The following is a 20,191-nucleotide window of genomic DNA, read 5'->3' as shown; positions in this document are numbered from 1 at the left end:
CCGGATCACACCCCGTCGGGCAGGGCCCAAGGGCGGGTTGTCAAGGCACCAGCGCGGACAGCAGTCCACCGAGCGCCTCACGCTGCTCGGCGTTCAGCGGCGCCAGGATGTCCTCCGCGGCCGCCCGCCGGGCACCGCGCAGCTCCCTGAGCGTGGCGAGCCCGAGATCGGTCAGCTCCACACGTACGACGCGCCGGTTGGCCGGATCCTGTACGCGGCGCACCCGGCCGTTCGCCTCCAGACCGTCCACCAGCGTGGTCACCGCGCGCGGGACCACTTCGAGGCGGTCGGCGAGGTCGGCCATCCGGGGCGCCCCGTCGTAGTGCGCCAGCACCCGCAGCAGCCGGGACTGAGCGGGCGTGACGCCGACCGGCTCCAAGTGCCGCTTCTGAATCCGGTGGAGCCGTCGGGTCAGCCGCAGCAGCTGCTCGGCCAGCAGGCCATCCGCATCGGGCGCGGGCACGGGGGCGTTCATGCGGAAACACTATCAGGACCTGGCTCATTGTGAGTATAGGTAACAATGAGCTATGCTCCTCATGTGGTGTCGCGGCAATCGTCCCGCCGCCTGAGCCGTTCCCTTGCCTCCGAAGGAGCCCATGCGCCCTCACAGCGATCCCACCTGGACGCCCCCCGACCGTCCCATCGACCCGTCCCGCGCCGCCTTCCCCGACCGCCGGCCCGCGGAACTCCGGCGCATCGTGCGGCTCTTCAAGCCCTACCGCGGCAGGCTGGCAATCGTCGGTCTGCTCGTCGGCGCCTCGTCGCTCGTCTCGGTGGCCTCGCCGTTCCTGCTCCGGGAGATCCTCGACACCGCGATCCCGCAGGGCCGCACGGGGCTGCTCTCGCTGCTCGCACTCGGGATGATCCTGACGGCGGTGACGACGAGCGTCTTCGGCGTGCTCCAGACGCTGATCTCGACCACTGTCGGCCAGCGGGTCATGCATGACCTGCGCACGGGCGTCTACGCCCGGCTCCAGCGGATGCCGCTGGCCTTCTTCACCAGGACGCGCACCGGAGAGGTCCAGTCGCGCATCGCCAACGACATCGGCGGAATGCAGGCGACGGTCACCTCCACCGCCACCTCCCTGGTCTCCAACCTGACCGCAGTGGTCGCCACCGTCGTCGCGATGCTCGCGCTCGACTGGCGGCTCACCGTGGTCTCGCTCGTTCTCCTCCCGGTCTTCGTCGCGATCAGCCGCAGGGTCGGCCGGGAGCGCAAGGCCATCACGGCCCAGCGACAGAAGCAGATGGCGACCATGGCCGCCACGGTCACCGAATCGCTGTCGGTCAGCGGCATCCTGCTCGGCCGGACCATGGGGCGTGCCGATTCGCTCACCCGCTCGTTCGCCGACGAGTCCGAGCGGCTGGTCGACCTGGAGGTGCGCTCCAGCATGGCGGGGCGCTGGCGGATGTCCACCATCGGCATCGTCATGGCCGCCATGCCCGCGCTGCTGTACTGGGCGGCCGGACTGACGCTCCAGAGCGGCGGTGCGGCGATCTCCCTCGGCACCCTCGTCGCCTTCGTCTCGCTTCAGCAGGGCCTGTTCCGCCCGGCCGTGAGCCTGCTGTCCACCGGGGTGCAGATCCAGACCTCGCTGGCGCTCTTCCAGCGGATCTTCGAGTACCTGGACCTGCCGGTCGACATCACCGAACCCGCGCAGCCGGTCCGGCCGGACAAGGTACGCGGCGAAGTGCGCTTCGAGGGCGTCGAATTCGGCTACGACGCCAGAGGCGAGCCGACCCTCAGCGGAATCGAGCTCACCGTGCCGGCCGGCAGCAGCCTGGCCGTCGTCGGCCCCACCGGCTCCGGGAAGTCCACACTCAGCTATCTGGTGCCCCGGCTGTACGACGTCACAGGCGGCAGGGTCACGCTCGACGGTGTCGACGTACGCGAGCTGGCCTTCGACACCCTCGCGCAGGCGGTGGGCGTGGTCTCCCAGGAGACCTATCTCTTCCACGCCTCGGTCGCCGAGAATCTGCGCTTCGCCAAACCCGGCGCCACGGACGAGGAGATCGAGTCGGCCGCGCGCGCCGCCCAGATCCATGACCACATCGCATCCCTGCCCGACGGGTACGACACCCTGGTCGGCGAGCGCGGCTACCGCTTCTCGGGCGGCGAGAAACAGCGCCTCGCCATCGCGCGCACCATCCTGCGTGACCCTCCGGTGCTCATCCTGGACGAGGCGACCAGCGCGCTCGACACCCGAACGGAGCACGCGGTGCAGCAGGCCATCGACGCCCTGTCGGCCGGTCGCACCACCATCACCATCGCCCACCGGCTGTCAACAGTGCGGGACGCCGACGAGATCGTCGTTCTGGACGGCGGACGGATCGCGGAACGCGGCAGTCATACCGCACTGATGGAGCGGGGCGGGCGCTACGCGGCACTGGTGCGACGAGACGCGGCACCGGCCACGGTGGCAGCAGCGGCTTCCTGAGCTATCCGGAGACCACCACCGGCTCGCGCGCGAGCAGCCGCTGGATCTCGTGCACCGCGGCCCGTCCCGCGCGATTCGCGCCGATCGTCGAAGCCGACGGGCCGTAGCCGACGAGGTGAACACGCCCATCGCGCACCGCGCGGGTACCGTCCACCGCGATACCGCCCCCAGGCTCGCGCAGCCTCAGCGGCGACAGATGGTCGATCGCGGCACGGAAGCCCGTGGCCCACAGGATCACGTCCGCGTCGATCGTGCGCCCGTCGTCCCACGCCACACCGGAGGGGGTGATCCGATCGAACATCGGCAGCCGGTCCAGCACTCCTGCGGCCCGGGCCCGTCGGACCGCTTCGTTCAGCGCTAGTCCCGTCACCGACACCACACTCAGCGGCGGCAGCCCGCGCCGCACCCGCTCCTCCACCATGGCCACCGCCGCACGCCCCTGGACCTCGCCGAAAGGCCCCTCACGGAACACCGGCGGCCGCCGTGTCACCCAGGTGGTCTCCGCGGCGAAGTCCGCGATCTCCATCAGATGCTGGGTCCCCGACGCACCCCCGCCCACCACGACCACCCGCAGCCCCGCGAACGCCTCGGGGCCCGGGTAGTCCGATGTGTGCAACTGACGCCCGCGAAAGACCTCCTGACCGGGGTAGCGCGGCCAGAAGGGCCGGTCCCAGGTGCCGGTGGCATTGATCAGGGCGCGTGCGGAGTAGGCACCTTCCGACGACTCGACCAGCAGCCGGCCGCCTTCGCCCTCCCGCACCGCGCGCACATCCACGGGCCGGTGTACCCGGAGGTCGAAGGCCTGCTCGTAGCGGGCGAAGTAGTCGCCGATGACCTCGGACGACGGACGGCCCTCAGCCGCGCCGACCAGCTCCATCCCCGGGAGCGCGTGCATCCCGTGCACCTTGCCGTAGGTGAGCGAGTCCCAGCGGAACTGCCAGGCGCCACCGGGCTTCGGGGCATGGTCCAGCGCCACGAAGTCCTCATCGGGCCGCAAACCCACACGCCGCAGATGGTAGGCAGCCGAAAGACCGGCCTGACCGGCTCCGATGACGACCACATCGACCGGTCGTCCGGCGTCCTTCTCCCCAAAGTCGTTCACGCTTCCACCAACTACGGGGGTGCTCAGGATCTTCCCGAGGACGGTCTGAGCGGGCCCCGTGCACGACGGCTACGGCACGTGACCGGCCGAACCGCCGCTCACTTCGGCCGAGGCGAGGCGTCCTCCGCGGCCCCGGTCGGCCGCGGTGACGGCCCGATGCGGATCACGAAGTCCCCGGCGTACTTCTCGTGGCCCTCGACGACAGCGACGCCGACCGCCTCATCGCCCCGCTCGCCGCGCACGATCAGTGGGTCGTGCCGTAGATCGCGCACCAGCGAGAAACACATGCCGATCATCACCAGCGCGAACGGTGCGGCGACGAGGATCGTCAGGTTCTGCAGACCGGCCAGCGCATCTGCCTGACCGCCTCCCACGAGGAGCATCACCGCGGCGACCGCCCCCGTGAGCAGACCCCAGAAGACGACGACGAAGCGGCCGGGCTCCAGTGCGCCCTTCTGGGAGAGGGCGCCCATGACGAGCGAGGCGGCATCGGCACCGGAGACGAAGAAGATGCCGACCAGCACCATGACCAACAGGCTTGTCAGCGTGGCGGCGGGGAACTGCCTGAGCACGTCGAAGAGTTGGCCTTCAGGGGTCTGCTCCGCGCCAAGGCGTCCCCGTCCCTGAAGCGTCATCGCGGTGCCGCCGAAGATCGCGAACCAGCACAGGCTGACGACGCTGGGCACCAGGATGACACCGCCGACGAACTGGCGGATGGTACGCCCCCTGCTGATGCGGGCGATGAACATGCCGACGAAGGGGGTCCATGAGATCCACCAGGCCCAGTAGAAGACGGTCCATGTCCCGAGCCAGGCGGCCACACCGGAACCGCTGGCGGCATCGGTGCGACCGGCGAGCTCCGGCAGCTCGCCGAAGTAGGTGGCGATCGAGGTCGGCAGCAGGTCGAGGACGGCGATGGTCGGTCCGGCCACGAAGACGAACACCGCGAGGATCAGGGCGAGCACCATGTTGATGTTGGAGAGCCACTGGATGCCCTTCTCCACCCCGGACACCGCGGAAGCGACGAAGGCCAGCGTCAGTACCGCGATGATGCCGACGAGCAGCCCGGTGCCCGCCTTCTGCAACCAGCCCAGTTCTCCGATACCGCTGCCGATCTGGAGGGCGCCGAGCCCGAGCGACGCCGCTGAGCCGAACAGCGTGGCGAAGATGGCCAGCATGTCGATGACGCGCCCGCTCGTCCCGTTCGCGTGCCGTTCGCCGATGAGGGGAACGAACACGGCGCTGACGGTCTGCCGCCGGCGGCGGCGAAAGGTGCTGTACGCGATCGCCAAACCGGCCGCCGCGTAGATGGCCCACGGGTGGAGCGTCCAGTGGAACAGGGTGGTGGCCATGGACGTCGCCATGGCTGCAGCGGCGTCGGCGGGGTGGGTCCCGGGCGGCGGAGCGACGAAGTGCGCGAGGGGCTCACTGACGCCGTAGAACATCAGGCCGATGCCCATACCGGCGCTGAACATCATGGCCACCCATGACACCGTGCGGAATTCCGGGCCCTCGCCGTCCTGCCCGAGGGGGATGGAGCCGTAGCGGCTGATGGCGAGCCACAGCGCGAAGACCACGAACCCGGATGCCGCCAGGACGAACGCCCAACCGAAATTGTGGATCAGTCCGGACAGCAGAGCGTTCGACACCCGCCCCAGCGTGTCGGTGGCGACGGAGCCCCAGACGACGAAGGCGAGCGCCAACGCGGCGGTGACACCGAACACCACCGGGTCCGTACCGACGTGCCTCGCGGACTCGGGTAGCGCGGGCAGGTCGGCGGTCACCGGCAGCGCGCTCCGGGCCGGTGGTTTGCGTTCGTGGTCGTGCGGTTCTCGGCGCGGTACTTCATCGGACACGGTTGGTACCTTTCCGGCCTGTTACGAGCCAGTCCTCGCTTTGTGCTCAGGGCTGTCCCGTAATGCCCGGCGGTTCAACGCGCGGCGTCAGATGTATGGGGTCTCCCCCCGGCCCTTGGGGCCGAGGGGACGCATCGCAAGGCGAAGAGCCATCCTCATACCGGGCGTATGCGGATGATTCGACAACGCAGCGCCGGGGCACCTCCCGGCGAAGCCAGGGGGAGCGCCGTGGCCGGCGTCGTACGCCCGCCGGGGATTGCGGGACAGCCCTTAGGCAGTACCACATCCGCCGCTCCGTACCGTGCACCAACAGGCGTCCTGGGAATTCGGCAGCGACCAGCAGAGGAACGACGTCCGAGCCCGTCGCTGAGGATCGTCACGCTTGGTGTCCGCCGACCTCCGTCAGGACGACTCGACGCGTGAGCCACTCCAGCCGCGCTGGAGTCGGTGTCGGGCCACCCGGACGTCGGCCGACCGGGGCTGTCCGAAGACGTCAGACCCCCGCCTTCGGGGAGACGGTGTCGTTCGCGATCGATCCACCGGCCAAGCCCCACTGTCCGCGGGCTCCGACATCGGCCGCGACCGCCCCGGGCCCGGCCGTGCACCACGGTCGGGCCCGGGGCGGTTGGCGCGGTGTCGGCTCAACGACCTTCCGTCAGGCGCGACATGTAGTCCTGCCGCAGCGAGCCGAGGATCTGCGCCGCCTCCGGGAGGCCTGCCTTCCGGCAGCGTGCCGCCGCCGTCGTCAGCCGGGCGATGGCCTCCTTGAGCCGGCACAGCGCGCCGCCCTCGATCAGCGCGGCGATCCGGACCGCCTCGGCACGCGCCGACTCGCCCTCATCGCCGCCCTGTTCGTGGGCGGCGATGGCGGCCTCCATCTCGGCCAGGGCCTCCTCGAACCGCTCCGCGTCCGCCAGGACACGGCCCCGGCGGTAGTGCACGGTGCCCTGCTCGAACCAGGGCACGAAGCCCTCCGTGCCCTCCGGCACGGATGCCGCCAACGCGTCCGCCCCTGCGAGATGCTTCAGCGCCGTCTCCAGGCCGTCCGAGTCCTGCGCGTTCATGACCAGACGCGCGAACTCGCACATCATGTGCATGATCAGGGACGGGTTCGGTGCCTGTGCGTGCGCCGACAGGGCCCGCTCGTACGCCGTGTCCGCCACATCCCAGCGGTCCGCCAGAGCCAGCGCGATGGCCGTCTCAGCGGTCACCATGGTCTGGATGGGGGCATCGTCCTCCCAGCCGGAGACGGCATCCGCCAATCGCAGGAACTCCTCGGCCGACGGCAGGAACTCCTCCAGTTCCCGCAGCCCGCGCGCCAGCATGAGCCGAGCCTGGGCGACCATCCGCCCGTCGAGCGCGGCCACCGCTTCCTCGCCGACCAGCGACTCCAGGACCGCGACCGCGTCGGCCTGCCGGCCCGTCCGCATCAGGACGTCGACCAGTTGCAGCCGCACGTCCGCCGCGTCCTCCGACATTCCGGACTGGTCGAACCGCGCGGCCGCCTCCGACAGGTGGCGCACCGCACCCGCGTGGTCGCCAGAGTGCGAGACCGCGTGGCCGAGCAGCGCGTACGTCGGCGCCACGGGGAAGTCCGCGTCGTCGTACCGCACCGCGTCCGCGATCGCCTGGTGGAGCAGCTCCACCGCTTCCTGCGGTCGCTCCTGTGCCATCAGGATCTGGGCGAGCAGGGCACGCGGACGCGAACCGCGCCACGGCCGGCCGGCGGCGTCCAGGTCCTTCAGCGCGGCGCGCAGCCCCTCCTCGGCACGCACGAGGTCGCCGCTGCGGGCGGCCACGTCAGCGGCGAACTGCCGGGCGTTGGCGACCTGGTGAAGGACGGACAGCCGCTCCGCCTCGGTGTGCAGGGCCCGGACGCACCCCTCGAAGCGCTCGACGGCGCACGGGGAGGCCTCCGGACCGCCGCGGCCCAGCTCCCGATAGGCCGCGTATGTGCGCGCGTAGTGCACCGTGAGGTACGCCAGCTTGCGCTCCTGCCCCAGGTCGTCGCAGGCCGCAGCCTCCGCCGCCCCGAGGGCTTCGCCCGTGAACGGGACCTCGGTGCAGAGCCGTTCGGCCTCGTGGAGGAGTTCGTCGAGGGCGTCCCGGATCCCGTCGGAGTCCAGCCGCTCGGCTTCTCCTGCCGGCCCGGCGGTCGACGTGCTCGACCAGGCGACGGCCCGGGCCCGCGTGGACAGCGCCTGCCACGGCATGCCGAGCCGCTCGTACAGCTCCGCGGCCCGGCGCGCCTCCGCGGCGGCCTCGTCGTCGCGGTCCGCCATCGTCAGCTCAGCCGCCTGCTGCTCGGCGAGCTCGGCGCGCAGCAGCTCCTGCGGGCCGAGCACCTCGTCGTGCACCGCGCTGCCGTCGGCCAGGCGCTCGGCGATCCGGGTCCACAGCCGGGTGTCGCCGGGGTGGCCCGCGCTCGCCATCCGCCGTGCCTCGCGCACCAGGGCCACGAAGTCCTCGGGAACCGCGACGGTGGCGGGGGCCGTCGTCGCAGTCGCAGTCGCAGTCGCAGTCGCAGTCGCAGTCGGGCGGGCGACCGGCGTCCTCAGACCGAGCGGCAGCGGCGCGTCGAGGAGCGGACGCTGCGACAGACGCTCCCGGCGACGGTCCCCGACCGCCGTCGTGCCGTTGCGGGTGTCGAACGCCGCCGTCAGCCGGTCCGCCTCGGTGCGGACGTGCGTGAGCAGTTCGTCCGCCGCCCAGCTCCGTCCCGGCGGGCCCGCGACGACCGTGTCGGCATGCCCGTCCTCGACGATCCGGGCAAGCAGCAGCTCGACGCCGGTCAGGAAGTCCAGATGGGCCAGCGGAGCGCCGGTCGCCTCGAACAGCGGCCGGTTCTCGGCGAGTATCTCCAGGCCGCGACCCTCGTTGCGGGACAGCACGCAGAACTCCAGATGCCGGCCGACCCAGGTCTGCATGCCGGTGTTGCCGCGGACCCTGCGGTAGCCGGTCAGGTGGTGCGAGCGGGCCTCGTCGAGCCGGCCGGAGCGCAGTAGCGCCCCGAGTGCCAGCGCCTGGCTCATCTGCGGTTCCTCGGTGCAGCCGATCCCCTCGTCGAGGACCGGCCGAAGTGTGTCGAGTGCCCCGGCGTCGTCGCCCCCGTTCAACTGGTGCGTGGCGAGGTGCCGGGTCTCGCACGCGTCGCAGTCGCTCAGCTCGGTGCGCGGTCGGGTGACCCACAGGTCGTACGCGTCGGCGACCCCCGTGCCCGTGTGGGCCGCGACGTGGTAGCGCATCGCCGCCACGGGCTGCATGCCGTGCCCGGCTTCCTCGTACCGGCGCCGGGCCTCGTCGGTCCAGCCGCGGATGGAGGCCAGCGACACCTCGGGCACGTCGAGCAGCGAGGTAGCCACCCACTTGAACCGCCAGTAGACCTGGTGTGCCTCCCACTCGCTGAATTCCTCCGGAGACTCGTCCCACAGCTTCAGCAGCCGACCGAAGACGACCGGCGACTTGCGGTTCTCGCCAGTGAACTCGTACGCCGTCATGAGCTCCAGCAGAGCGGTGACCAGGACGTCCGGCTTCTCGAACTGTCCTGCCGCCTCCACGAGTTCTTCGGCTGTCACGGTGCGCTGCGGACCGTGCGGGCGGTCGTGGTTCTCACGTAGCGCCTCGACCACGGCCTCGGGGGTGTCCAGCATCAGATGTCCTTCCGGGGCCCGGAGCCGTCCGCGTCCGTGCCGGGGTTGTGCATGGCGTGGGTGAGCAGGCCGATGAAGGCCCGGTTCAGCAGGGCGCTCTCGCTCGCCTTCAGCGGGCGGCGGCTGAGCAGCAGGGCCTGCCCGTACAGCGCCTCGGCTGTGGTGACGGCCAGACCGCGCTCGGCGATCGTGATCGCTTGGCGCACCAGCGGGTTGAGGTGGTTCAGGACCAGCTGGGCGCGCGGCGTCTCGTGCCGCAGAGAGCCCAGGATGTCGGCCCACAGACCGTCGCTCTCGGCGGCGAGGCTCGACCGGGTCCGCTCGTGGCGTGCCTCCCGGTTGTCGAGCAGCAGTGCCGGGGCGGTCACCGGCTGGAAGTCGCGCAGCACGACATCGCAGTCGTGGGTGCCGATCGTCTCCCGGGCGACGAGCAGGAACGCCGCCGCTCGCAGTTCGGCCGTCGGGTCCACCGCGTCCAGATGGGCGGTGACCGTGGCCGGGTCGAGATCGCTCACGGAGGTGCCGGGACGGATCTCCGGCAGCCGGTGAACGAGATCGCGGTCGTAGGTGTAGCCGCCGTTGACCACGCCCAGGCCGGCCGCCGCGGCGATCGGGGCGACCTGCCGGAACTCCTCCACACTGCGGGTGACCAGCAGCGCCGAGTGCGTGCGTGCGAACTCCTCCAGCGTGACGTTGCCGTCGGTGGTCTCGAACGGCAGCCACGGCAGCACCACCCGCAGCAGCTCGTCGTCGTAGCGCGCCAGCGCCTTCACCGCGAGGTGGTGGGTATCGATGAACCGGTGCAGCAGCGCCGGGTCGCTGGCCGCGAGCCCCGTGAGCCAGTCCCGGATCCGGTCGCCCAAGGTGTCCCGTACGGCGGACAGCGTGCCGTCCTCGTACAGCGACTCGCGCGAGGCCGTCGGTCGCAGGCTCGTGGTGTCGACCACGCAGCGCACGAAGAACGCCCAGTCCGGCAGCAGTTCGGGCGCCTGATCGGTGAGCAGCATGCCCTTCAGGTGCACCCGGTGACCGGCGCGCTGCGCCGGACTCACGGCCGTCGGCAGCACATACGCGACACCGCGCAGCCCTGCCGCCGGAAGGTCCAGCTCGATGGTGTCGAGCGGGGTGAAGTCGAACCGGTCGCGGCAGTAGGCGGTCATGGCCTCGCGGCGCGCGAGTGGGGAGCGGTGGGTCTGCTCCCACGGCGGCGTGTCGTTGATCCGCACCTTCTCGCCGTGCGAGTCCACGACAGTGACCTCGTGTCGCAGCAGGCTGCCGTAGTGCCGGGCCAGATCGACGACCCGCTGCGGACTCGTCCACTCGGCGTTGTCGGCCCGGGGGACGAGCCGCACGGTGGTGCCGGGCTCAGGCACGGCCGAGGACGGCAGCGTACGGATCGTGTACCGGCCGTCGGAGTGGCCGCGCCACTCGACCGCGGGCGCCGCTGGGTCGGCGGCTGACCGGCTGAGCACGGTGATCTCGTCGGCGACGACGAAGCACGCAAGCAGACCGATGCCGAACTGGCCGATGAACTCGCCGCGGGCGGACTCCAGTCCGACACCGTCCAAGGCGCCTTCGGCGGTCCGCTTGGAGCTGCGACCGATGGTGGCGAGGAAGCGGTGGACGTCGGCCTCGGTCAGCCCGATACCGGTGTCAGTGACGGTGAGCGTGTCACCGGTGCGTACGGTGATCGCGCCGGGTGCGTCAGGGGCGATGGCCTGACGGGCCGTGATCGCGTCCACGGCGTTCTGCAGCAGCTCGCGCAGATAGACGCGGGGGCTCGAGTAGAGGTGGTGGGAGAGCAGGTCGACCAGACCGCGCAGGTCGACCTGGAACGTGTGGGCGGTCTCGGAAGGGGACACCGGACGGAATCCTTCACTGGTGCGTCCGCGCCGGCGAGCGGCACGGACGGGAAGTCGGGCAAAGAGGGGAGCAGGGGAGGGTGCGGGGCTCGTCTCGGCTTGCACGCCTTGCGGGTCAGCGCCCGGCGGCCGAGCGGTGCTTGCGGTAGGCCGCGACGGGATCGGAGCCGTTCAGGTACTCCCACGGGGACTCCGTGACGCGCCCCTGCGTGGCCTGGAAGCACTCCCGCGCGCAGGCCCGGTCCCCGGCCAGTGAGAACGCCATCGCGAAGCTGTTCAGCAGCCCCAGCCAGGAACCCTCGTGTACGAAGTCCGGATGCCGGTACGAGTGGTCCGCCGCCTGCCTCAGTGACTCCACCACCTCGCGCCGGCGCATGTAGGTGGCGTCAGGGCCCGAGTCGAGCGACAGCCACTCCTCGATGTGCGCGTCCGGCACCAGCTGGCCGAGCGGCGTGCCGCCAGGAGCCTTGAACACCGACTCGCGGGCGAACGCGTGCATCTCCTCGTGCGACCCGCCCCACTTCTCGCAGATCTGCTGCAACTGTTGCGTGTGCGCCCCCAGGTGGTGAGGGTCCCGGCGCACGGCCGCATCGAACCGGCGGCGCGCCGTGGCCTGCCCGACCTGCAGGCCACGGCCGGTGACCTGGAGGACGTACCAGGGCGAGGTCCAGCCCGGTTCGAGCTCGGCAGCCCGGTACAGCCACTCCTCGGCCTGGCGCAGCCGGGAGTGGAAGACTTCGAACTGCTCACGCGAGACGTTCTTCGCGAGTGCCGAGGTCCGGGCCTCCCAGCCCCAGCTGACGTAACGGATGCCCGCGACGGTCAGCGCCAGCGCCGACTCGGGCTCCGTCTTCAGCACGTCGCCGATCCACCGCTCGACGCCGGACGTGTCGCCGACGGCCCACAAGAGCCCCGTACGGTCCTGGCTCTCCGGTCGCGCCTCCAACAGGCCCCGCACGGCGGTCCAGTCCGCTGCGGCGGCAGCCTGGCGCACCCGTGCCACGTCCGGACGCCCGGAACCCTTCTCCAGCCGCGCCCCGGGCCGACCGGTCCATCGTCCCAGGTTGAGCCCCCTGTCACGGAGCAATGCCACTGTCCCCCACCCCTTGGTATCTCGCACGGGGAGGCAAACGATCACTCCCTCGTGGAGGTAGTGACTATCACGCGCGACTGACATTCGCACATCCGTTTGCGTCTCCGGCAACTCCGCGGGCACGGCGCCCGGCCACGTGCCCGCGGCCGGTCCGGTCCTGTCCGTCGCCGACGGGTACCGGACCACGAGCCCGTCCTGGGCGTGGCCCTGGGTACCCCTCCGAAGGGCTGTGGCGACCTGCGGGCCATACCGCCGGCTCCGACCCGGCCATGGCCTCCCACAGCCCTGACCGCAGCAGGGCTATCCGAGAAACGACAGTCGGACCTGACGCTCCGGGTTGTCCCGATTCGTATCCACGAGGACGACGGACTGCCAGGTACCCAGCTCCAGGATGCCGTCGATGACCGGGAGTGTGACGTGGGGCGGGACGATGGCCGGGAGCACATGGTCACGGCCGTGCCCGGGGGAGCCGTGCCGATGCTGCCAGCGGTCGTCGGCCGGGAGGAGCTGGTGGAGGGCGGACAGCAGGTCGTGGTCACTGCCCGCGCCGGTCTCGATGATCGCCAGGCCCGCGGTCGCATGCGGCGTGAAGACGTTGAGGAGCCCGTCCCGCCCGGCGGCCACGTCCCGCAGGAAGGACTCGCAGGCGGCGGTCAGGTCGTGGACGGTCTCCCGGGAGCCGGTGGTCACGTCGATGGTCCGTGTGGTGAAGGTGTCAGCCATACGTCCATGCTCGCGCCTCGGCGCCCGGTGCTCGCCCGGGACATGGTGAGTCCGCTCCGTGTCCGGGACCGGATCGAAGGAGGAGACCACGGAACGAGTCCGCCGGAGACCGGGCAGGATCGGTCCGCCCTTGAAAGGCCGCTGCTCGAATGAGAGGGTGCCTTGCCCGCGCGGAGGGGAACGGGGATTTCCACGCGCGAAGTCGGGCGGTGATGCGGTGGAGTCGAGGGGATCGGGCCGGTATGGCGGGGGACGAATGGACAGAGTCGCATCGCGTCGCGGGGTATTCGCTCGCTCCGCTTCAGATGGGTTTCTTCTTCCACGCCAAGTTCGATTCCTGCCGGAGTGACGACCCGGACGTCTACATCACCCAGCTCACGCTCGACTTCGAGGGGGAGCTCGACGTTTCGGAGTTGCGCCGCGCCTGCGACACGCTGCTGCTCCGCCACGACGGTCTGCGGGCCGGATTCCGGCTCGGCGAAGCGGGTGACCCGGTCCAGTTCATCGCGCCGCCGACCGAGGCACCCTGGCGGTCCGTGGACGGCAGAAAGAGCGACGTCGCCGCTCTGCTGATCGAGGAGCGCCTGCGCGGGTTCGACCTGGCCCGCCCGCCGCTGATCAGATTTCTGCTCGTCCGGGTCTCGGACACGTGCTGGCGACTGGCGATGACGAACCACCACATCATCCTGGACGGATGGTCGACCGCGCTGCTCGTGGAGGAACTGTTCGCCCTCCACCGAAGCCCGGTCGACACCGAGCCGGACCCCGCACCCCCTTACCGGGACTTCCTCGACTGGTTGGCGGAAGAGGACTTCACGGATGCGAGGAGCGCCTGGGCGGACGCCCTGGCGGACCTCGACGGGCCGACATTGGTGGCTCCGGCCGTGAGCCGCGGAGCCGCCGCTCCGCCCGCGACCGTCGGCCGCGCACTGCCGGAGGACGTGACCCGAGCCCTCGAGGAGCAGGCTCATCGCCACGGCGCGACTCTGAGCACCCTGGTGCAGGTGGCCTGGGCACTGGTGTTGCGGCGGCTCACCGGCCGAGACGACCTCGTCTTCGGTACGACGGTGTCGGGGCGCGACGCTCCGGTCGACGGCGTGGAAGGCATGGTCGGCCTGTTCATCAACACCCTTCCGGTACGGGTGGCCTTACGGGGCGGCGAGACCCTCGGCGGGCTGCTGCGGCGCGTTCAGGAGGAGCAGATCGACCTTCTGGACGCCCACCATGTCGGCCTCGGTGAGATCCAGCGCATCAGCGGATCGGCCACGCTCTTCGACACCACGACCGCCTTCGAGAACTACCCCGTAGGCGAGGGCGCCGTCGGATTCGGCGGAGCGCTACTCGTCGGGTCAGGGGGATTCGACGCCACGCACTACCCGTTGTCGCTGCTCTGCACCCCTGGCAAGGGGCTGCGGTTCCGGGTCGACTACCGCGAGGACGTCTTCGACCGCGCCTTCGCGGAACGGGTCGCGGGCTGGCTGGCGCGGATCCTGGACGACTTCGCCGCCTCCGGTGGCCTCGACGTGCCTCCGTCCTCGGTCGGCGTCCCGGTCGGCGATGAGTGCGAGCGCGTCGTCCGAGAATGGAGTGGCGGGACCACCGCTTACACCGACCGGCGGCCCGTGCACGGGTACTTCGAGGACGAGGCGCGTACCCGCCCCGATGAGACCGCCTTGGTGCACGGCGAGGAGCACCTCTCCTTCGTCGAGCTGAACACCCGGGCGAACCGGCTCGCCTGGACCCTTCTCGCCCAGGGCATCGGTCCCGAAGACCGTGTCGGGGTGCTGTTGGACCGGTCGGTCGCCTCCGTCGTCGCCGTCCTGGCCGTGCTGAAGTCGGGTGCCGCCTGTCTGCCGGTCGATGCAGGCGATCCGGCCGTGCGCGTCGCACGGATCATCGACACCGCACGGGCCCGGGCGCTGATCACCACGAAGACCGTGTACGCGCGGCTCGGTACGACCGCACCGCGAGTGGTGCCGGTCGAGGTCGATGAGGCGACGGGGAGCCCGTGCGGAACGGGGACGGACGGGAAGGGCGCGGCGCGGACGGACGACCCGACCCAGCGGGACAGGGCCGTGCCCTTGCTGCCCACCCATTCCGCCTACGTGCTGCACACCTCGGGATCGACCGGCGCCCCCAAGGGCGTGGTGGTCGAACACCGTTCCCTCACGAACCTGTTCCACAGCCACCGGACCGGGCTGTTCGCCGGTCATGTGCGCGCGACGGGCCTGGCAGCGGCACGGGTGGCCAACACAGCACCCCTCGCCTTCGACGCCTCCTGGACGGGACTGCTCGCGCTGTTCGCCGGTCACCGACTGCATCTGCTGGACGAGCCGACCCGGCGCGACCCCGCTGCCCTCGTGTCGTACATCGGACGCCACCGTGTCGACCTCCTCGACACCACGCCCACGTACGCGCTCGAACTGCTCGCCCACGGGCTGCTCGCCACACCGGAGTCCACCCCCGCCACCCTCGTACTGGGCGGTGAGGCCGTGCCCGACGCGCTGTGGCAGCGGATCCAGGCTGAGCCCGCCGTCAGCGGCCACAATTTCTACGGTCCGACCGAGTGCACCGTGGAAGCCCTCACCGTACGTATGACGGCCGCACCGACACCCGTGATCGGCAGGCCGCTCGACAACGTACGTGCCTACGTGCTCGACCGGCGGTTGCGACCTGTCCCGCCGGGCGTGACCGGCGAGCTGTACATCGCGGGGGCCGCACTCGCACGCGGATACACGGCGGCCGGGCCGACCTCCGAGCGGTTCGTGGCGTGCCCCTTCGGCGAGGGCATCCGCATGTACCGCTCAGGGGACCTGGTGCGCTGGCGTGACGACGGGAGCCTGGAGTTCCGCGGACGCGGGGACGACCAGGTGAAACTGCGCGGATTCCGCATCGAGCTCGGGGAGGTCGAGGCGGTCCTCGCGGCTCACCCCGCCCTTGCGCAGGCCCTCGTCGTTGTGCGTGAGGACGAACCGGGACTCAGGCTCCTCGTGGCCTACGTGGTTCCGCACTCGGGAGCGCAGGTCGCCGCGGCCGACCTGCGCGGATTCATGGAAGCCGCGCTGCCCGCCCACCTGGTGCCCGCGGCGTACGTCTCCCTGGAGTCGTTGCCGGCCACGGCCAACGGCAAGCGGGACCGGCGTGCGCTTCCCGCACCGCGCCGAGGCACGCTGGTGTCACGGCGTCCTCAGCTCGCCGCGACGCCCTGGGAGCGAACCCTCTGCGACCTGTTCGGCGAAGTGCTGGGCGTGGACGGTGTGGGACTCGACGACGGCTTCTTCGAACTGGGCGGCGACTCGCTGCTGGCCACCCGGCTCATGGGCCGGGTCGCGGCGCTGCTGGGGGCCGAACTGCCCATCAGGGTTCTGTTCGATGCGCCCACCGCGGCCGGCCTCGCCGCAGTGACGGCCGCGGTGGGATCGGCTCCTTCCGCCCCCGTCGACGCGCTCAAGCCCGTGCTGACGCTTCGAGCGGCGGGGGAGAGCGCTCCCCTGTTCTGCGTGCATCCCGTCACGGGACTCGGCTGGAGCTACGCGGGTCTGGCGGCGGTGTGCGACGACCGGCCGGTGCACGCCATCCAGGTATCCACCGCCGGGCACGGAAGGGGTCGCCGGGCGAAGGGCTTCACCGAGCTGATCGATGAATACGTCGCCCGGATCCGGGCGATACAGCCGCACGGCCCCTACCACCTTCTCGGCTGGTCGCTGGGCGGGAACATCGCCCACGCAATGGCGTGCCGGTTGCAGCAGTGCGGTGAACCGACGGCGCTGCTCGCGCTGCTGGACTCGTACCCGGCCGTCGCCGATGGGACGCGGGGCCCGACCGCGCGGGAGATCGCCGACCTGCTGCGTCGGGAGGCCGGCCCGCATGTGCGGCTGGACCCTCGGGACGTCACGGAGGTCTCGTGTGCGGCGGAGGCTGTGGCGGCCCTGGTGGAGGCCGCGCCGCCGGGCCGCTTCGTCGGGGACGTACTCCATCTGACCGCGACCGAGGGACGGCCGGCGGGAGCGCCGACAGCGGACGACTGGCAGCGTTTCGTCACCGGGAACGTCCACACCCGCCTGGTGGGCTGCGACCATTTGGAGATGATGCGTTCGGAGCCGCTCAAGGAGGTCTCCGCCCTGCTGTCGCGGGCCCTGCGCTGCGCAGGGCGGGAGGATCCGTCATGACCGAGCCATGGAACCCGTGCGACCCCAAGGTGCTGACGCTCCCTTCGGGCCGGATGGTCCGCGGCCGCGGACTCAGGTACGGCCTGCCGCAAGGGCAGACCCCCACGTTCGCGGTGCACTTGACGGATCACCGGCCGCCCGAGCCCCTGTGGGAGTCCCTCTGGATCCCGTGGCGTGACTTCCGGCTTCCCGCCGACCCCGTGGACGCGTTGCGCAAGCTCCGTGTCGCCTACGGGCGGGCCGCGGGTGAACGCGTGGAGATCTGCTGCGGGGGAGGCGTCGGACGGACCGGTACGGCGCTCTCCGTCTTCTGCGTCTTCGAAGGCATGGAACCCCGGGAAGCCGTCACATGGGTGCGGCGGCACCACCATCCGCGCGCTGTCGAGGTGCCGTGGCAGAGGCGATTGATCCGCCGGGCCTTCGCCGCGGAGGTTTCCGGCTCAGGGCGTTCGTAGCCCTTGCCGTGCCCTGCCGTGCCCTGCCGGTCCGCGACGGCGCGGGACGGCTCCGGCCCCGCGCGCCCGCTCCGCACCCGGTGGCCGGCCACCACCCAAGGGATCAAGCCTCCAGGACAGGCCTCAGTGCCGCGTCGGGCAAGGTTCGCCCGCCGAGGAGCGGCGCCCGGTACACGGGCCCGCTCCCGGCTCTCCGGGGCCGAGGGGGTGGGGTCTCCAGCCGCCGGATCGCCCTGTCGCAGAGGCCCTGCTCGGTTGATTCGGTAACGCCGCGAACATCGCCTGACGCGGCACTATCAGTGAGGCGCCCGGGCAGCCCGGCCGACCGACTCCACCAGCGGCAGCAGCCGTTGCGGAACGCGCTCGCGCAAGGCCATCTCGGTACGGGTACGGACCACGCCCGGCATATTGATCAGCCGCTGGATCACGTCCTCGAGATGACCGTTGTCGCGAGCCACCACCCGGGTCAGCAGGTCGCCCCCGCCAGTGATCGAGAAGGCTTCGACGATCTCGGGCACCTGGGCGAGCTCGTCGCCCACCTCGTCCAGGTGCCCCTGGGTGACCTCGATGTGCACGAACGCCAGCACCGGGTGTCCCAGCGCGGTCGGGGACAGGAACGGCCCGCTGCCCATGATCACGCCGTCCCGCTCCAGGCGGTCGATACGGGCCTGGAGGGTGCCCCGGGCGATTCCGAGTATGCGTGCGTACTCCCGCACGCTGGTGCGCGGCTGCTCGATGAGCAGGCGCAGGATTCGGGTGTCCAGCTCGTCTACGGCCATTTTCGGTCCGCCCCTTTCAGGCCGCCGCCGCACCGGATTATGGGGGCTTCCCTGTGCCGATGGCTCGCCTGGGCTGACCAGGACGGCTCTCGACTGTACCAATGGCTCAGCATAGTCGGTGCGACTTGAGCCGCTGGGGCACTAGATGCTCTCATAGTCATGTCGATGGCGCTGCGGGATCCCGCGGCGCCTTTTTCGTGCCGTCACCTGCCACGGCACGGCCGAGGCCCACGAGGCGCTAGAGGAAGGAGCGGGAAGCAGTGCTCAAGAGGGTGTTCGTGGCTCCGGACCCGGGTCTGCTGCGTCTGCGCAGCGCCCTACGGGCCGTCCTCGGCGTCGCGTCGGCGGTGGCCGCCTGCGCGCTGACCGGGCACCCGCTGCCCGCGGTGCTCACCGGCGGACTCGCCGCGATGCTCGCCCTCTTCACCGTGACCGATACGGCGATTCCCGGTCAGGCCCTGACCACGGCGCTGCTGCCCGTCGTGGGCGTCCCCGTGCTGGTGCTCGCGGCGGAACTCCACGGACAGCCACTGGCGCGGGACATGGCATTCCTCGCCGTCGCGGGGGCGGCGGTGTACGTACGGCGCTGGGGAGCGCGAGGCCATGCCCTGGGCGTGTTCGCGTTCATGATGTTCTTCGTGGCGCAGTTCTTGGGTACGCTGCCGGCGCAGCTGCCCGGGTTGTGCTCGGCCATCGCGCTCGCTCTGATCGCCGCGTCCACGGTCCGCTTCGGTGTCTGGTGCTACGAGCGCCGAATGCCGCCGCCGGCCGTGGCGTTCCCGCCCGGCGGCCGGGGCCTCGAACGACCGACCACCCGGCAGGCCGCCCAGGTGGTGGCGGCCGGCGCGTTCGCGCTCACCGTGGGCCAACTGCTGTCGCAGGACCGCTGGTACTGGGCCGTCGGCGCGGCCTGGTGGATCTTCGTCAACACTGCGTCGCGCGGCGAGACCCTGGTCCGCGGGTTCCGCAGGATCCTCGGCACCGTCCTGGGCGTCGCCGCAGGCCTGTTCGTCGCCGTTCCCGTACAGGGCGCCGTGATCCCCACGGCCGTCCTCGTGGCGATGTGCGTCTTCGGGATCTTCTACAGCGCACCGGTCTCGTACAGCTGGATGATGCTGTCCGTCACCGTGCTGGCCTCCCTTCTGTACGGGTTGCTCGGGGTGCTGGAACCCAGCCTGCTGGCGCTGCGGCTCGCCGAGACCTGCGTGGGCGCCTTGGGCGCGCTGCTGGCCGTGGCGTTCGTGCTGCCGATCACCACGCACACAGCCACCAACGCCTGGATCCGCAGAGCCGTCCGCTGCGTGCATGCCTGCACCACAGCGTCGATGGACCGGCTCGCCGGGGACGAGAGCGCCGATCCGGCCGTGCACGCCGCCGAACTGGAACTGCTCCTCGCCCGGGTGCGGATGTCCCTGGCGCCTCTGGTCCACCCCCTCAACCCCTCCCGCGCCCGGGGCACGCGGGCGCGGCAGGTGCTCGGACTGCTCGACGACTGCGCCCGTGAGGTGCGCGGACTCATCGCGGTCGCCGCAGACCCCGAAGCCTCGCACGACGCCCGTCTGGCCGCCGCCTGCTGGCGGCTGGAAGCCGCCGTGCACGCGCTTGAGGAACCGGGCGCCGCGACCGACGGACCGCTCGCCGAGACCCTGGCGGCCGGGGGCCGCACTCACCCGGGTGCCGAGGCGGTGCTCATGCACCTGCACGGTCTTGAGAAGGCGCTCGCCGGTCTGGCGGACCCGTTGCGCTCATCGCCGCGCTCCCCGCTCATGCCCGCCTGACGTCTACGGCGCAGCGGCCGGGGTTCGTACCCGGACCGGATCACCACCTGGCTGACCACGGTGCTTCGCGTGCCGTCCTTACCGCAGTGCCTGGCAACCGGCGCCGATGCCCGTCGCGGACGAGGCGCGTGCATGTGGCATCCGGGGGGTGGATCAGCCGGCGTACGGGGTAGTCCGCTCGTCAACTGTGAGCCAAGGTCGGTAATCATTCGATCACCAGCCGTTGATCGTGGGCGGTCTCCCATGGTCCGCTGTTCCGGCGTCCGCACTACTCGTCCCCGTTCAG

Annotated in this window: 12 protein-coding genes; 4 read left to right on the top strand and 8 right to left on the bottom strand. The window is 71.1% G+C overall.

Going from position 1 to position 20,191, the window contains the following annotated elements; translation table 11 throughout:
• Positions 1-40: 40 nt before the first annotated feature.
• Positions 41-475, bottom strand: a complete 435-nt coding sequence (locus tag V1460_RS20335) for a MarR family transcriptional regulator (RefSeq protein ID WP_338675074.1) — start codon at positions 473-475, stop codon at positions 41-43.
• Positions 476-596: 121 nt separating this feature from the next.
• Here V1460_RS20335 and V1460_RS20330 point away from each other — a divergent pair, with 121 nt between their 5' ends.
• The gene (locus V1460_RS20330; protein ID WP_338675073.1) at positions 597-2,438 is read left to right on the top strand and encodes an ABC transporter ATP-binding protein; all 1,842 of its coding nucleotides are present in this window, start codon (positions 597-599) and stop codon (positions 2,436-2,438) included.
• A gap of 1 nt (position 2,439) precedes the next feature.
• Here the strand turns inward: V1460_RS20330 and V1460_RS20325 are convergent, their stop codons facing one another.
• The 6 genes from V1460_RS20325 to V1460_RS20300 all read right to left on the bottom strand — a co-directional run bounded on the left by V1460_RS20325 (position 2,440) and on the right by V1460_RS20300 (position 12,724).
• On the bottom strand, positions 2,440-3,540 hold the full coding sequence (locus V1460_RS20325) for an NAD(P)-binding domain-containing protein (protein ID WP_338675072.1): 1,101 nt from the start codon (positions 3,538-3,540) through the stop codon (positions 2,440-2,442).
• A 98-nt stretch (positions 3,541-3,638) separates the two neighbouring features.
• Complete coding sequence (locus V1460_RS20320; RefSeq protein WP_338678130.1) at positions 3,639-5,330, bottom strand: BCCT family transporter; 1,692 nt, start codon at positions 5,328-5,330, stop codon at positions 3,639-3,641.
• A gap of 707 nt (positions 5,331-6,037) precedes the next feature.
• A complete protein-coding gene (locus V1460_RS20315) occupies positions 6,038-9,046 on the bottom strand; it encodes a hypothetical protein (protein WP_338675071.1) in 3,009 nt (1,002 codons plus the stop codon).
• Complete coding sequence (locus tag V1460_RS20310) at positions 9,046-10,908, bottom strand: HSP90 family protein (protein WP_338675070.1); 1,863 nt, start codon at positions 10,906-10,908, stop codon at positions 9,046-9,048. The genes V1460_RS20315 and V1460_RS20310 overlap by 1 nt, the downstream gene beginning before the upstream one ends.
• Positions 10,909-11,023: 115 nt before the next feature.
• Positions 11,024-12,001, bottom strand: coding sequence for a hypothetical protein (locus tag V1460_RS20305; protein ID WP_338675069.1), 978 nt, complete (start codon positions 11,999-12,001; stop codon positions 11,024-11,026).
• A gap of 300 nt (positions 12,002-12,301) precedes the next feature.
• A complete protein-coding gene (locus tag V1460_RS20300) occupies positions 12,302-12,724 on the bottom strand; it encodes a secondary thiamine-phosphate synthase enzyme YjbQ (RefSeq protein WP_338675068.1) in 423 nt (140 codons plus the stop codon).
• Positions 12,725-12,966: 242 nt separating this feature from the next.
• Here V1460_RS20300 and V1460_RS20295 point away from each other — a divergent pair, with 242 nt between their 5' ends.
• Positions 12,967-16,893 carry an amino acid adenylation domain-containing protein gene (locus tag V1460_RS20295; RefSeq protein ID WP_338675067.1) on the top strand — a complete coding sequence of 1,309 codons (3,927 nt, stop codon included), beginning with the start codon at positions 12,967-12,969 and terminating at the stop codon, positions 16,891-16,893.
• Positions 16,890-17,348 (top strand): protein phosphatase, encoded by a 459-nt coding sequence (locus tag V1460_RS20290; protein ID WP_338675066.1) that lies wholly within the window; start codon positions 16,890-16,892, stop codon positions 17,346-17,348. Before V1460_RS20295 ends, V1460_RS20290 begins: the two co-directional genes overlap by 4 nt.
• A gap of 296 nt (positions 17,349-17,644) precedes the next feature.
• Here the strand turns inward: V1460_RS20290 and V1460_RS20285 are convergent, their stop codons facing one another.
• Positions 17,645-18,127 carry an Lrp/AsnC family transcriptional regulator gene (locus V1460_RS20285; RefSeq protein ID WP_338675065.1) on the bottom strand — a complete coding sequence of 161 codons (483 nt, stop codon included), beginning with the start codon at positions 18,125-18,127 and terminating at the stop codon, positions 17,645-17,647.
• A 260-nt stretch (positions 18,128-18,387) separates the two neighbouring features.
• Between V1460_RS20285 and V1460_RS20280 the strand changes: the two genes are divergently transcribed.
• The gene (locus V1460_RS20280) at positions 18,388-19,905 is read left to right on the top strand and encodes an FUSC family protein (RefSeq protein WP_338675064.1); all 1,518 of its coding nucleotides are present in this window, start codon (positions 18,388-18,390) and stop codon (positions 19,903-19,905) included.
• Positions 19,906-20,191: the final 286 nt, after the last annotated feature.

This window comes from Streptomyces sp. SCSIO 30461 (assembly GCF_037023745.1).
GTDB lineage: Bacteria > Actinomycetota > Actinomycetes > Streptomycetales > Streptomycetaceae > Streptomyces.
The sequence above is the reverse complement of the archived record's forward strand: the minus strand, read 5'-3'. Positions and strand labels throughout refer to the sequence as shown.